This is a genomic window from Streptomyces sp. GC420 (assembly GCF_009916105.1).
Classification (GTDB): Bacteria; Actinomycetota; Actinomycetes; order Streptomycetales; family Streptomycetaceae; genus Streptomyces.
Map to the genome: position 1 here is coordinate 1 of NZ_JAAAXQ010000210.1, position 14,241 is coordinate 14,241.

A 14,241-nucleotide genomic window follows, 5' to 3' on the forward strand; every position below is an offset into this window, starting at 1 on the left:
CCCCCGCACCCGAAGCGGCCACCCTCCCAGAACCGGAGACGGACACCGCCCCCGCAGCAGCCGCGGACACCGCCGCAGCCGAAGACAACAAGCCGGACACCCAGGCCGAGGCCGAGGACGACACGACCACGGAGCCCAAGGCCGACGTCAACGCCGAGACCGAGCCCGCCCCGGCGGAGGCAGAGGCCGTCGCCGAGACCGAGGCCGCTCCGGCGGAGGCCGACGAGCCGAAGGCCGAGACCGAGGCAGCCGCCGAAGACGAGCAGCCCGCTCCCGCACCCGAAGCGGCCACCCTCCCGGAACCGGAGACGGACACCGCCCCCGCAGCAGCCGAGGACACCGCCGCAGCCGAAGACAACAAGCCGGACACCGAGGCCGATGCCGACACGGCAGAAGCCGACACGGAGCCCAAGGCCGAAGCCCCTGTCGCGGAGGCCCAGGTTCCCAGCGAGCCGGAGACCGAGCCGGAGGCCGCTCCGGCGGAGGCCGACGAGCCGAAGGCCGAGACCGAGGCAGTCGCCGCTGCGGCCGAGCCCGAGGCCGAAGCCGTCACGGAGCGCGAGGCAGCCCCGGCCGAGCCGGAGGCCGCCGCCGTTGCCGCGGAGGCGGAGCCGGAGGCCGTTGCCGCGGAGGCGGACGAGCCCGCGTCGGCGTTGGGCAAGGTGGAGGCCGTCGCGCCCGGGCTCGCGGCGCACTACACGGCGGCCGGGGCCGCACTGCGGGCGAAGGAGCTGACCGGGACCCGTGCGCGGGTCTACCTCGTGCTGGACCGGTCGGGCTCGATGCGCCCGTACTACAAGGACGGCAGCGCCCAGCACCTCGCGGAGCAGGCGCTCGGGCTGGCCGCGAACCTCGACGCGGACGCCACCGTGCACGTCGTCTTCTTCTCCACGGACGTGGACGGCACGGCCGACCTGACCCTGGACTCGTACGAGAACAGGGTCACGGAGCTCAACGGCAGCCTCGGGCACATGGGCCGGACGAACTACCACTGCGCCGTCGAGGCCGTCGTCGAGCACTACAGGAAGTCGGGCGGCGACAAGGACGCGCGGCCCGCGCTCGTCGTGTTCCAGACGGACGGTGCACCCACCGGCCGCGCCGCCGCCGAGCAGGCGCTCAAGGACGCGGCCGAACTGCCGATCTCCTGGCAGTTCGTGGCGTTCGGCGACCCGGAGACCAAGGGCTACACCCTGCTCCGCAAGCCGGCCGCGGACAGCACGAGCAACATCGGCTTCTTCCACGCGGGCCAGACGCCCAAGGACGTGGCGGACCAGGACCTCTACCCGCAGCTGCTGACCCACTTCCCCCGGGCCTGACCGGTAGGGACCGACCGGCCGGGCCCTACCGTCCCAGCCGCCCCGGCCGCAGCGCTCCGCCGATCACCGGCCGCCCGTCCCGCGAAATGCCGGGCGGGCGGCCGGAACAGGTCGGTTACGATGGCCAGGATCCTCGACCCCGTACGTGACCGTTCGTACGGACGTCACTCCTCGTATCGACTCGGGAGCAGCCTGCAATGGCTCGACACCTCATCACCAGCGCCCTTCCCTACATCAACGGGATCAAGCACCTGGGCAACATGGTGGGGTCCATGCTCCCGGCGGACGTGTACTCCCGGTACCTCCGCCAGCGCGGCCACGACGTCCTCTACATCTGCGCCACCGACGAGCACGGCACCCCGGCCGAGCTGGCCGCCAAGGAGGCGGGCCTGCCCGTCGACGAGTTCTGCACGCAGGCGCACGACGCGCAGAAGGCGATCTACGACGGCTTCCAGCTGGCCTTCGACCACTTCGGCCGCAGCAGCAGCGTCCAGAACCGCGAGATCACCCAGGAGATCGCCCGCGAGCTGAAGGCCAACGGGTTCATCGAGGAGCGGGCGATCCGCCAGGTGTACTCGAACACCGACGGCCGTTTCCTCCCCGACCGCTACATCGTCGGGACCTGCCCGCACTGCGGCTACGACAAGGCCCGCGGCGACCAGTGCGAGAACTGCACCCGCGTCCTGGACCCGACCGATCTGATCGAGCCCCGGTCCGCGATCAGCGGCAGCAGCGACCTCGAGATCCGCGAGACCAAGCACCTGTTCCTGCTCCAGTCGGAGCTGGCCGGCGAGGTCGAGGAATGGCTGAACGAGCGCGCCGACAACTGGCCGGTGCTGGCCTCCTCCATCGCCCGCAAGTGGCTGACGGAGGGCCTGCACGACCGGGCCATCACCCGTGACCTGGACTGGGGCGTGCCCGTCCCGGCCGACACCTGGCCGGACCTGGCGGCCGAGGGCAAGGTCTTCTACGTCTGGTTCGACGCCCCCATCGAGTACATCGGCTCGACCAAGGAGTGGGCGGACCAGGACCCGGAGCACCGCGACTGGCGTTCCTGGTGGTGGGAGGCCGACGAGAGCGTCCACTACACGCAGTTCATGGGCAAGGACAACGTGCCCTTCCACAGCATCATGTTCCCGGCGACCCAGCTGGGAACCCGGGCGCCGTGGAAGAAGGTGGACGTCATCAAGGCGTTCAACTGGCTCAACTACTACGGCGGAAAGTTCTCCACCTCCCAGAAGCGGGGCGTGTTCACGCACGACGCGCTGGAGATCCTCCCGGCCGACTTCTGGCGCTACTTCATGATGGCCAACGCGCCGGAGTCCGACGACGCGTCGTTCACCTGGGAGCACTTCACGGCCACGGTCAACAAGGACCTCGCCGACACCCTCGGCAACTTCGTCAACCGTGTCCTGTCCTTCTCCCGCAAGCGGTTCGGTGACGACGTACCCGCGGGCAAGGCGGCCGGGGAGGCGGAGGCGAAGCTGGGCGAGGAGATCGCGCGGCTGCTCGCCGAGTACGAGGAGCACATGGAGGCCATCCAGTTCCGCAAGGCCGCGGCCGCGCTGCGCGCGCTGTGGTCGGCGGGCAACTCCTACCTCGAGGAGAAGGCCCCCTGGCTGGAGATCAAGACCGACCCGGAGGCGGCCGCCCTGACGCTGCGTACGGCGATGAATCTCATCCACCTGTACGCCGTGGTCTCCGAGCCGTTCATCCCGGCCACCTCCAAGGCCATGCGGTCCGCCTTCGCGCTGGCGGACGACACCGCCATCTGGGTCACCTCCGAGGAGGCCAGGGCCCTGGCCTCAGTCCCGGCCGGCACGGCGTTCACCGTCCCGCCGGTCCTCTTCACGAAGATCACGGACGAGGACCTGGAGGCGTACAAGGAGCGCTTCGGCGGCTCGGAGGAGTAGCGCCCGCCCTTACGACGGCCGCGGGGGCCGGGGACCGGACGGTCCCCGGCCCCCGCGTTTTGCCCCCTTGATCGTCCTGTCACCGCCCGCTGTTAGCATCCGCACACTTGTGCGGGGGCGTAGGGCCTCCGCGGGGAGGGAATCTCACGTGGGCAGACACGCCCTGAAGCGCGGCGGACTCGCCGCGGCCGCCGCCGGCGCGGCGACGCTCTCACTGGCCCTGGCAGCCGCACTGACACCGCTCTTCTCCGACGGTTCCGGCGGCACCGCCCAGGCGGCCACGCTCGCCGAGCCCTCGGAGATCGTGCTCGACAGCCCGAGCAGTACGACCATCCGCGAGGAGCGGGTCCTCGCGGCCGGGAAGAGCGGCTTCCTGCACTGGCAGGCGGACGTGGACGGTCTGCGGTGGACGCGGTACGACAGCGGCTCGTCCGTCACCCTGAAGAACGCGGACGGCAGCGTCTACGCTCCCGTCCTGCCCTGCCGCTCCTTCTCCTCCCCCTGCCCACCGGGCTGGTACGGCGGGCAGGGCGGCGATCTCGTCGCCCTGCCGCCGGGCACGACGAGGACCTCCGTCACCCTGTGGGACGCGAGCACCGGGCAGCAGCGCACCGCCACCTCCCAGCTGAGCAGCGGCTACTACCGGGCGACGTTCGGCGAGACGGTGCTGACCCGGCGCTCGGTCATCGACTGGGTCGACGGCGAGCAGCGCGAACGTGTGGTCACCGACCTCTACGCCGATCCGGAGGACTTCCGGGCCGGCGACGCCTCGGGCGCGCTCGTGGCCGCGGGCGGGGCGGTGTCGTACCTGGACTTCGCGACGGCCACCCTGACCCGCGTCTTCGGCGACTCGGACGTCGACCCGGAGACCGGTGAGCCCACCGGCACGCCCGTCCCCGAGACCGCCCGGCTCGTGCTCACCGAGGACCGCGTCGGCTGGTACGACACCGACACCGGCCTGCACCTCAAGCCGCGCGACGACCTCGCCGCCGAGGAGACCGTCCACGCCGTCGGCATCGGCATGCGCTCGGACTCCCAGGCGGCCCTCGTCGGCGACCGGCTGCTGCTCCAGCCCGACGCCTACGGCCTGTCCACCGCCACGCGCGTGCTCACGGCGGTGTCCCTGGCCGACGGCTCCTCCGAGACCCTGCTCACCCGCGGTTTCGGCAGCCCCGTGCCGACGCCTGACGGCGACGCGCTGGTCACCGGCGGCACCGGCTACGACGACTGGTGGGTGCGGCGGGTGAGCGCGGCCCAGGGCGGCACGCTGAACGTGGCCAAGGTCTTCCGGGTCGCCCCGTACGAGAAGCCCAAGGCGGGCATCTCCCTCAGCCGCGGCGACCTGCGTGTGGCCGAGGGAACGGGCAGTTCCTTCGCCACCGGTTCGTGGAAGCTGTCCACCGACCCGTCGACCGGCGGGCTCACCGCCTCCGCGCGCGCGGCCGGCAAGTCCATCGCCGCCGAGTGCCCCCACGCCGGGGTCGCCTGCGCCGAACTGTGGGGCAACCACGGCACGACCGCCGCGCACGTCCACCGCGTCGCCTTCTCCGACGGCGACGAAGGCGGCACCGGCTACGACGACGCGGACAAGCTGGTGTCGCTCGACGAGGACGGCGACACCATGCCCCTGGAGTTCGGCACCCGCGCCGGCGCCATCGTCGACGTCTCCGACGACTACGCGGTCTACGACTCCGGCGGCGCCTCCCCCATGCAGTACGTCGGCGAGTTCGGCCAGGGCCAGAAGCTGAAGCGGTCCGTCCGTGCGGCGGCGCTGAACGGGCCCACGCTGTGGAGCGCGACCTCCACGGCGGGGAAGCTCACCTCGTACAGCATCAGCCAGGAGAAGACCCTCGGCACCGTCACCGTCCCCGGCGCGAACTGCGTCCCGGCCGAACTCCAGGCGGCGGGCAAGTGGCTCTACTGGTCCTGCGGCGACGCGGGACCCGCCGGGGTGTACGACACCAAGGCGGGTACGTCGAAGGCCGTGGCCCCGGGCGATGTGCTGCTCGGTGACGGGTTCACCGTCCGCCACGACCACGAGGCCGACACCCTCGTGCTGACCGAGGCGGCCACCGGCGCCACCCGCACCATCGCCTCGAACGTGCCGGACAGCGGGCTCGGCACCGACCGGCGCCACCGCTGGACGGTCGACGAGTACACCGGTCTGGTCGCCTGGGTCGGGGACTACGAGCAGGTGCACGTCACGACGACCACCGGTATCACCCCCTCGCCGGTGACGGCGTTCGAGACCACGGCCGACGACCTGGTGTGGGCGAAGTCCTCCGACACCGACTCCAGGACGTGGAACGGCAGCTGGCTGCTGTCCCGGCCGGTCACCTCGTGGAACGTGACCTTCACCTCCGTGGAGAGCGGCGAGACCGGGAAGGTCACGCACACCCTCAACGGCGGCGCGGCCACCGCCCGGCTCACCACGTCCTCGAACCTGAAGACGGCCGGCGGCGCCTACCTGCCCAACGGGCGGTTCACCTGGAAACTGTCGGCCACCGCCCTCGGCACATCCACCGCGGTCACCGTGGCCTCGGGCACCGGCACGCTGTTCGGTGGAGCGCCGGTACGGCACGACTTCAGCAGCATCGAGGGCGAACCAGACGGCGTCGGGGACGTCCTGACCCTCAGCTCATCGGGCACCCTGACCTTCCAGCTCGGTACGGGGGGCGGCAAGTTCTCCGAGAAGCTGAGCGGCGGCGGCTGGGCCACCTCCGTCAGGGCGGTGCCGTTCGGGGACCTCAGCGGGGACCGGTGCAACGACGTGCTGGTGCGGCTGAGCAGCGGCGCGCTGCGGCTCTACAAGCCGGGCTGCGGCAGTGCGCCGAAGCCGTCCACCTCGTACACCACGCTCGCGAGCAGCGGCTGGGGCCAGTACGACATCATCACCTCGCCCGGCGACATCTCCGGTGACGGGCGGGCCGACCTGATCACCCGCAATTCCTCGACCGGCGCCGTGTACCTGCACAAGGCGACGAGCACCGGGAAGCTGTCCTCGCGGGTGAAGCTGTACGAGAACTGGAAGGGCTACAAGAAGATCGTCGGCGTCGGCGACCTCAACGGCGACGGCCGGGGCGATCTCCTCGCCCAGGACACGTCCAACGAGCTGTGGCGCTACAACGGCACCGGCACCGGGAAGTTCGCCTCCCGAGTGAAGGTCTTCAACGACTGGGGTTCCTCGTACAACGTGATCGTCGGCGCGGGGGACCTCAACCGCGACGGCAAGGCGGACCTGGTCTGCCGTGACTCCTCCGGGAACCTGTACCGCAACTACGGCGACGGCAAGGGCTCGTTCGGATCCCGGACGCAGATCGCCACGGGCTGGGGCGGCTACAAGTCCCTATCCTGACCGCGCCCGCCCGGAAGGGGGCCCGCGACCGCCGCTGCGGTCGCGGGCCCCTCCGCGTGCGGGGTGGCGGGTTCAGAGGCCGGTGCCCTCGTTGGTCTCGTCCGGGGCGACGCCCATGGTCAGGGTGCCGGTGACACCCTTGGAGATGTCGCCCTTCTTCCGGTACGTGAGCTTCAGCAGACCGCCCTGGGTGCCGTTGCCCGGGTAGATGGTGTCCTCGTCCAGGGTGGTGCGGGTGGTGGTGTTGGTGGAGTACGGCTCGACCTCGGCGGAGTCGAGCACGGTCTCCTCGTCGAAGAACAACTGGCCGGTGTGGCAGGTGTTGCCGCCCTCGTAGCCGGCGTCGGTCCACTCGCCGCCCACGTGCACCTTGGCGTGGATGTGCACGCAGCGGCCCTGGTACCAGCCGGGAAAGACCGTGCGGAAGGTGACGACGCCCTTCCTGTCCGTCCGGTACGTGCCCCGCAGGTACCGCTCGTCGTCCGTGGGCTCCTCGTGCCCGCCACCGCCGCCGGGCACGCCGGTCGGGGCGCCGCTCGGGGGCTCGCCGGTCGGCGTACCGGTGGGTGCGTCCGTCGGCGCGCCGGACGGCGGGGTGCCGCCGCCACCGCCCCCGCTGCCCATGGCCTCGTACCCGGAGTAGACGCCGAGCGCGTTGCAGTGCCAGACGTCGACGGCGGCGTTCCTGAGCGGCTCGCAGGTCTCGGCGTCGATCACCTTGAGGCGGAGGGTCAGGGGGATGCCCTCCTGGTCCTCGGTGATGTCCCGGCGGATCTTGTCGGCGTCTATGTAGTACGGGCCCTCGGTGGTCTCCGAGGTGAGGACGTAGCAGTCGGCACCAGGGCCGGCGCCCGTCCCGGCGCCCGGCGTCCCCGTGTCCTGGCCGGCGCTCGCGGTGGTCACCAGGCCGGCACCGATCCCGACGGCCACGGCGGCGCCGCCACCGGCCACGATCGCCCGACGGCGCGTCACATTCCTTTTGTGTGCTGGTCCTTCGGTCCCTGTCATGGGCAATGAACCTAGGGCGGCGAACTGGCAGGAGGCTGGGGGCAGGCTGTGAATCGCAGTGGGCGCGGAGGCGGCGGAGGCCGCGGAGGCCGCGGAGGCCACGGAGGCGGCGGAGGCGGCGGAGCCTGTCCTGCCGTGCGGCCTGTGCCCCGCGCGGCCCGTGCCGCGGTGCCGAGGTGACTCGTGTCCATGCCCGGCCGCGCCGGTCCGCGGCACGGCGGGACGCCACGGTGCGTGGCCGAACCCGGACGCCCCCGTCAGGCGCGGGCGGCGCCGTGCCGGAGGTGCCTCACTCGTCCACGTCGTACCAGTCGTCGCCCGACTGCGCGTCGAACGACGGCAGCCAGGGTTCCACCGCGCCGCGCGGGCTCTTCTGCGGGCGGAAGAACATCGCGTGCCCGACCAGGTCACGCACCTCGCCGTCCGGGGTGGTGGTCTCGCTCGCGGGAACCCAGTAGATGTACTTTCCCGGCTCGATCCAGCTGCGCCGCGCCACGCGGCGGCCGTCCTTGATGGCGCGCAGGGCCTCGGAGTAGTCCATGGTCCGACGTTACGCACTCCGCGCCGTTCCGCAGGATGCGTGAACACGCCACCTGCGAAAACCCGTTGACGAATCCGGCGGGCGCGGACAGAGATGTCCCCCCGGCCCTCGCGCGGGGCCGGGGGGACATCCCCGTGACAGGACCCGCCCCGGATCCGGCGCACGCGCCGGGCCCGGGGCGGGGTGCTACTTCGTCGGCTTGTACGGCGTCGGCGTGAACGGGCCCCGGTAGACGCTGATGTGGAGCTCCTTCAGCCGCGCCTCGTCGACCTCCGTCGGCGCTCCCATCAGCAGGTCCTGCGCGTTGCCGTTGAGCGGGAAGGCGATGGTCTCGCGGATGTTGGGCTCGTCGGCCAGCAGCATCACGATGCGGTCCACACCGGGGGCGATGCCGCCGTGCGGCGGGGCGCCGTAGTGGAAGGCGCGGAGCATGCCCGCGAACTCCTTCTCGACGGTCTCCTTGTCGTAGCCGGCGATCTCGAAGGCGCGGTACATCACATCGGGCTCGTGGTTCCGGATGGCGCCGGAGGACAGCTCGACGCCGTTGCAGACGATGTCGTACTGCCAGGCCAGGATGTCCAGCGGGTCCTGCGTGTCGAGCGCCTCCAGACCGCCCTGCGGCATGGAGAAGGGGTTGTGCGAGAAGTCGATGCGCCCGGTCTCCTCGTCCTTCTCGTACATCGGGAAGTCGACGATCCAGCAGAAGCGGAAGACGTTCTCCTCGAAGTGGCCGGCGCGCTTCGCGGCCTCGACGCGGACCGCGCCCATGATCTTCGAGACCTCGTCGAACTCCCCCGCGCCGAAGAAGACCGCGTGGCCCGCGGCCAGGCCCAGACGCTCGGTGAGCACCTTGACGTCGTCCTCGGTGAGGAACTTGGCGATCGGGCCGGTCAGCGCGCCGTCCTCGCCGACGCGCACCCAGGCCAGGCCCTTGGCGCCCTGCTCCACGGCGTAGTCGCCCAGGCCGTCGAAGAACTTGCGGGGCCGGCCCGCGGTGCCGGGCACGGGCAGCGCGCGGACGTGCTTGCCGGCGAAGGCCTTGAACGCGGAGTCCGCGAAGACGTCGGTGATGTCGACGAGCTCCAGCCCGGCGCGCAGATCGGGCTTGTCGGAGCCGTACTTGACCATGGCCTCGCGGAACGGGATCCGCGGGAACGGCGAGGTGACGTGACGGCCGCCGCCGAACTCCTCGAACAGCTCGGTCATCAGCTTCTCGACGGGCTGGAAGACGTCCTCCTGCTCGACGAAGGACATCTCGATGTCGAGCTGGTAGAACTCGCCCGGCGAACGGTCGGCGCGGGCGTCCTCGTCGCGGAAGCAGGGCGCGATCTGGAAGTAGCGGTCGAAGCCCGCGATCATCAGCAGCTGCTTGAACTGCTGCGGGGCCTGCGGCAGCGCGTAGAACTTGCCGGGGTGCAGCCGGGACGGGACGAGGAAGTCGCGGGCGCCCTCGGGGGAGGTGGCGGCGAGGATCGGGGTGGCCAGCTCGTTGAAGCCGAGCGCGGTCATCTTGCTGCGGATGGCGGCGATGACCGCGGTGCGCAGCATGATGTTGCGGTGCATGCGCTCGCGCCGCAGGTCGAGGAAGCGGTACTCCAGGCGGCGCTCCTCGTTGACACCGTCGTCGGTGTTGATCGTGAAGGGCAGCGGGGCGGCCGCGCCCAGCACCTCGACGGTCTCGACCTCGATCTCGATCTCGCCGGTCGGCAGTTCGGGGTTTACGTTGTCGGCGCCTCGGCTGACGACCTTGCCGTCGACGCGTACGACGGTCTCCTTGGTCAGCTTGGCGAGGGCCTCGTTCGCGGCCGTGCCGGGGCGGGCGACGAGCTGCACCAGGCCGTAGTGGTCCCGCAGATCGATGAAGAGGATGCCGCCCAGGTCGCGCCGATTGTGCAGCCAGCCGCTCAGCCGGACGTCGCTGCCGACGTCGGTGGCGCGGAGCTCGCCGCAGGTGTGGGACCGGTACCGGTGCATCTTTCATCCAATTCTTCGCGCAATTCTTCGCGAGACAGGCGGGAATCAACCAGTCCAGGTTACCGTCCGGGATCCCCCAAGGTTTTGGCATACTCACGCCATAGGCCGCCGTTCGCGGCGGAACAGCCCGCGGATCCCGCGTCCGGACCGTACTGGCGAGCCGGACGTCCGCTTTCATAAAGTGGGGCAATGCGCACCGAGGACGTCCTGGCAGCGATCGCAACCGGCCTGTGGCGCTGGGACAACGCGACCGGGACCGTCGCCCTCAACGCCGAGGCCGCCCGGCTGCTCGGACTCCCGCCGGAGCCGGTCACGCTCACCAAGGCCCGGACCAGGGCGCGGATCCACCCAGTCGACTGGGTGGAGATCAACGGGCTCACCGAACTCGCCATCGCCGAGGGCACCCTCGCCGAGACACGGCTGCGCATCGTCGACGAGGAGGGCCGCGTGCTGCGCACGGTGCGCAGCCGCTCCAAACCCACCGCCGAGGGCGGTCTCCGGCAGGTGATCGGCAGCATCCAGGAGATCGCCGAGCCGCAGCCGGGCACCACCGCCGCCCGCCACGGCCGGGTCACCGGGGACTGGCGGCGCTCCCGCGAGGCCTTCCTGCTGGACGCGGGCCGGGCGCTCGCCGAGGCACGGTCCACCGCCGAGGTGCTGCGGGTCGCGGCGTCGCTGTCCATGCCGGGGTTCTCGCCCGACGGGCTCGCCGTGTTCGGTGTCAAGGGCGACCGCCTCTCGGTCATCGGGCACCACGGTCAGCAGGAGGAGGACGAGGCCCCCTTCGAGGGCATGCCGCTCACCACGGACTATCCGGCCACGGAGGTCATCCGCACGGGGCGGGCCATCTACCTGCCGACGCCCGAGGACTACGCGCGCCGCTTCCCCTCGACCTGGCCGCTCGCGGCCCCCTTCGGCCGCCAGTCCTGGGCCTTCCTGCCGCTGATCGTCGCGGGCCGGACCATCGGCGCCTGGCTCGCCGCCTTCGCCTGCCCGGTCACCTTCACGCCCGACGAGCGGTCGGTGCTGACGACGGTGGCTCGGATGCTCGCGCAGGCGCTGTCCCGGGCCTCGGTCACCGAGTCCGAGCGGGAGCTGACCACCGGCCTGCAGCGCTCGATGATGCCCACGCTCACCCCCGACATCCCCGGCATGTCGGTGGCCGCGCGCTATGTGCCGACCGGTGGCGGCCTCCAGGTCGGCGGCGACTGGTACGACATGATCCCGCTGCCCAACGGCCGGGTGGCGCTCGTCATGGGGGACGTCCAGGGACACGACGTACGGGCCGCCGGCCTGATGGGGCAGCTGCGGATCGCGCTGCGCGCCTACGCCTCCGAGGGGCACCGGCCCGACGCCGTGCTGTCCCGGGCCTCCCGCTTCCTCTCCGGCCTCGGCTCCTTCGACCCGGAGGGCGGCGGCAGCGGCACCGGCGGCGCGGGCCGCGGCGGGTACGCCTACGACGAGGCGTCGGACCCCTACGCCGGACCGCGCTTCGCGACCTGCCTGTACATCGAGGCCGACCCGGCCACCGGCGTCCTCGACATAGCGCGCGCGGGGCATCCCGACCCCGCGATCCGGATGCCCGACGGGACGGTCCTGACCCGGCCCACGGCGGGCGGTCTGCCGCTGGGCATCGACCCGGACACCGACTACCCCACCACGCGGCTGGTTCTCGAGCCCGGCGAGACCATGATGATCTGCACCGACGGGCTCATCGAGACCGGCGGCCACGACCTGGACTCCGGCTGGGCCAGGGTCCGCAAGATCCTGGAGCAGCACGACGGCTCCGGCCTGGAGAAACTCGCCGACGAACTCGTGCAGGCCGTGCACGGGCCGCCCTCGTACCACACGACGGGTCCGCTGGCGGACCGGCGCGAGGACGACATCGCGGTGCTGCTGCTCTCCCGGGACGGCGCCTCCTGCGGCTGCGGTCCCGGCCCGAGCGGCTACCCGGTACGGCGTACGGTCCTCACCGTCGCCCAGGCCGAGCCGGAGCGGATCGCGGGGGCCAGGCAGCAGGTGCGGGAGATGCTGCACGACTGGGCGGACGAGGACCAGACCGACTCCGCGGTGCTGATGGTCTCGGAGATGGTCACCAATGTGCTGGTCCACACGGACGGGGACGCGCTGCTGGTCGCGGAGGTGACGGGCGAGCGCGGCGTACGGCGGCTGCGGGTCGACGTCGCCGACAGCAGCGACGAGCTGCCGCACAAACGACAGCCCGGTGAGATGGCGTCCTCGGGACGCGGCCTGCTGCTGATGGAGATGCTCGCGCACGCGTGGGGCGTCGACCCGCGGGGCGAGGGCAAGAGCATCTGGTTCGAGCTCCACGAGGCGACGCTCAAGGAACTGCCCCTGCTGTGACCCTGCCGGTGAATCCGCCAAGGGAGACCTTCCACCCGGCAGGCCATCCGGGCACGCGCCACCGGGGAGACGGAACGGCCGATGTCCTACCGGCAGTCCGTCAGGACGTCGGCGATTGCCGTCATCGGGCTCCGGGCACGGGATCAGACAAAGCTCCGGACGGGCTGGCCGGTGATCCGTGCGATGGCGTCGATGCCCGGGTCGGCGTGCAGCACGGTGAGCGTGTGGTTCATCCGGGCCGGAAACCTCGCGGACGAGCCCCGTCCATACCGGGACGGGGCTCGTTCGCGTGGGGTCGCCGGCGGGGTCTACAGTCCGCCCTCGGACATCCCGTGCACGGCCGGGATCGTGCCCAGGCGGCCCTTCTGGAAGTCCTCGAACGCCTGCTGGAGCTCTTCGCGGGTGTTCATCACGAACGGTCCGTAGTGCGCCATGGGCTCGCGGATCGGCTGCCCGCCGAGCAGGACGACCTCCAGGTCCGGCGTGTTCGAGTCCTGCTTCTCGTCGGCCCTTACGGTGATCGAGCCGCCGGCGCCGAACACCGCCGTCTGCCCGAGGTGGATCGGCCTGCGGTCCGTGCCGACCGCGCCGCGGCCCGCCAGGACGTAGGCAAGGCCGTTGAAGTCCTCGCGCCAGGGCAGGGTGACCTCCGCGCCGGGGCGGAGCGTGGCGTGGATCATCGTGATCGGGGTGTGGGTGATGCCCGGTCCCTGGTGGCCGTCCAGCTCACCGGCGATGACACGCAGGAGCGCGCCGCCGTCGGGGGAGGTGAGGAGCTGGACGTCGCCGCCGCGGATGTCCTGGTAGCGCGGCGCCATCATCTTGTCCTTCGCGGGAAGGTTCACCCACAGCTGGAGCCCGTGGAAGAGTCCGCCCGACACGACGAGGTGCTCCGGCGGCGCCTCGATGTGCAGCAGGCCCGAGCCCGCCGTCATCCACTGGGTGTCGCCGTTGGTGATGGTGCCGCCGCCACCCTGGGAGTCCTGGTGGTCGAAGACGCCGTCGATGATGTAGGTGACGGTCTCGAAACCGCGGTGCGGGTGCCACGGGGTGCCCTTGGGCTCTCCGGGGGCGTAGTCCACCTCGCCCATCTGGTCCATCATGATGAACGGGTCGAGGTACTTGTAGTTGACACCCGCGAACGCCCGGCGCACCGGGAAGCCCTCGCCCTCGAAACCGCTGGGCGCGGTGCTGACGGCGAGCACGGGCCGGGAGACGGCCTCGGCGGGCGCGGCGACCCTCGGCAGGGTCAGCGGGTTTTCCACAGTCACGGCAGGCATGGTCCGGACCTCCTTCTGGCATCAGTTTAGTTGAACAATGAACTTCTTGCCACCCGGCACAACACAACGGGCCCGGAGGGCATTCCCTCCGGGCCCGGACCATGTTCGGGACGGTCAGCCGTACATCCGGCGCATGGCGAAGTCCACCATCTGTTCCACCGCCTTGGCGTCGAAGACCATGCGGTGCTCACCCTCCATGTCGAGGACGAAGCCGTAGCCGGTGGGCAGCAGGTCGATCACCTCCGCACCGGTGATCACGAAGTACTTGGACTCCTTGCCCGCGTATCTGCGCAGTTCCTTGAGCGAGGTGAACATCGGGATGACCGGCTGCTGCGTGTTGTGCAGCGCCAGGAAGCCCGGGTTGTCGCCGCGGGGGCAGTAGACCTTCGAGGTGGCGAAGATCTGCTGGAAGTCCTCCGCGGACAGCGAGCCCGTGGTGAACGCCCGCACCGCGTCCGCGAGCGAGGGTGGGGAGGGCTCGGGGTCTGTC

General features: G+C 71.3%; 10 protein-coding genes. 4 read left to right on the forward strand and 6 right to left on the reverse strand.

Annotation, left to right across the window (positions count from 1 at the left end; translation table 11 throughout):
* The 3 genes from GUY61_RS23585 to GUY61_RS41605 all read left to right on the forward strand — a co-directional run.
* Positions 1 to 1,316: VWA domain-containing protein (locus GUY61_RS23585; protein ID WP_166632237.1), on the forward strand; the 1,316-nt coding region annotated here is incomplete at its 5' end.
* Positions 1,317 to 1,513: 197 nt separating this feature from the next.
* Entirely contained in the window at positions 1,514 to 3,229 is a 1,716-nt protein-coding gene (gene metG / locus GUY61_RS23590) for a methionine--tRNA ligase (protein ID WP_166632238.1), read from the forward strand.
* A 148-nt stretch (positions 3,230 to 3,377) separates the two neighbouring features.
* The gene (locus GUY61_RS41605; protein ID WP_166632239.1) at positions 3,378 to 6,584 is read left to right on the forward strand and encodes a VCBS repeat-containing protein; all 3,207 of its coding nucleotides are present in this window, start codon (positions 3,378 to 3,380) and stop codon (positions 6,582 to 6,584) included.
* 72 nt (positions 6,585 to 6,656) lie between these two features.
* Here the strand turns inward: GUY61_RS41605 and GUY61_RS23600 are convergent, their stop codons facing one another.
* From GUY61_RS23600 to aspS, 3 genes are all read right to left on the reverse strand, one after another.
* Positions 6,657 to 7,592, reverse strand: a complete 936-nt coding sequence (locus GUY61_RS23600; RefSeq protein ID WP_166632240.1) for an intradiol ring-cleavage dioxygenase — start codon at positions 7,590 to 7,592, stop codon at positions 6,657 to 6,659.
* A 289-nt stretch (positions 7,593 to 7,881) separates the two neighbouring features.
* A complete protein-coding gene (locus GUY61_RS23605) occupies positions 7,882 to 8,133 on the reverse strand; it encodes an MW1434 family type I TA system toxin (RefSeq protein WP_166632241.1) in 252 nt (83 codons plus the stop codon).
* Positions 8,134 to 8,319: 186 nt separating this feature from the next.
* Positions 8,320 to 10,107: an aspartate--tRNA ligase gene (gene aspS, locus GUY61_RS23610; protein WP_166632242.1), complete on the reverse strand. Its 1,788-nt coding sequence runs from the start codon at positions 10,105 to 10,107 to the stop codon at positions 8,320 to 8,322.
* 189 nt (positions 10,108 to 10,296) lie between these two features.
* Here aspS and GUY61_RS23615 point away from each other — a divergent pair, with 189 nt between their 5' ends.
* Positions 10,297 to 12,471, forward strand: a complete 2,175-nt coding sequence (locus GUY61_RS23615) for a SpoIIE family protein phosphatase (RefSeq protein ID WP_166632243.1) — start codon at positions 10,297 to 10,299, stop codon at positions 12,469 to 12,471.
* Between the two features lie 143 nt (positions 12,472 to 12,614).
* On the opposite strand, the gene GUY61_RS41265 is transcribed toward GUY61_RS23615, so the two are convergent.
* From GUY61_RS41265 to GUY61_RS23630, 3 genes are all read right to left on the reverse strand, one after another.
* Entirely contained in the window at positions 12,615 to 12,704 is a 90-nt protein-coding gene (locus GUY61_RS41265) for a PIN domain nuclease (protein ID WP_166632244.1), read from the reverse strand.
* A 75-nt stretch (positions 12,705 to 12,779) separates the two neighbouring features.
* Complete coding sequence (locus GUY61_RS23625; RefSeq protein ID WP_166632245.1) at positions 12,780 to 13,751, reverse strand: pirin family protein; 972 nt, start codon at positions 13,749 to 13,751, stop codon at positions 12,780 to 12,782.
* A gap of 114 nt (positions 13,752 to 13,865) precedes the next feature.
* On the reverse strand, positions 13,866 to 14,241 hold a 376-nt coding region (locus tag GUY61_RS23630; RefSeq protein ID WP_166632246.1), incomplete at its 5' end, for an SseB family protein.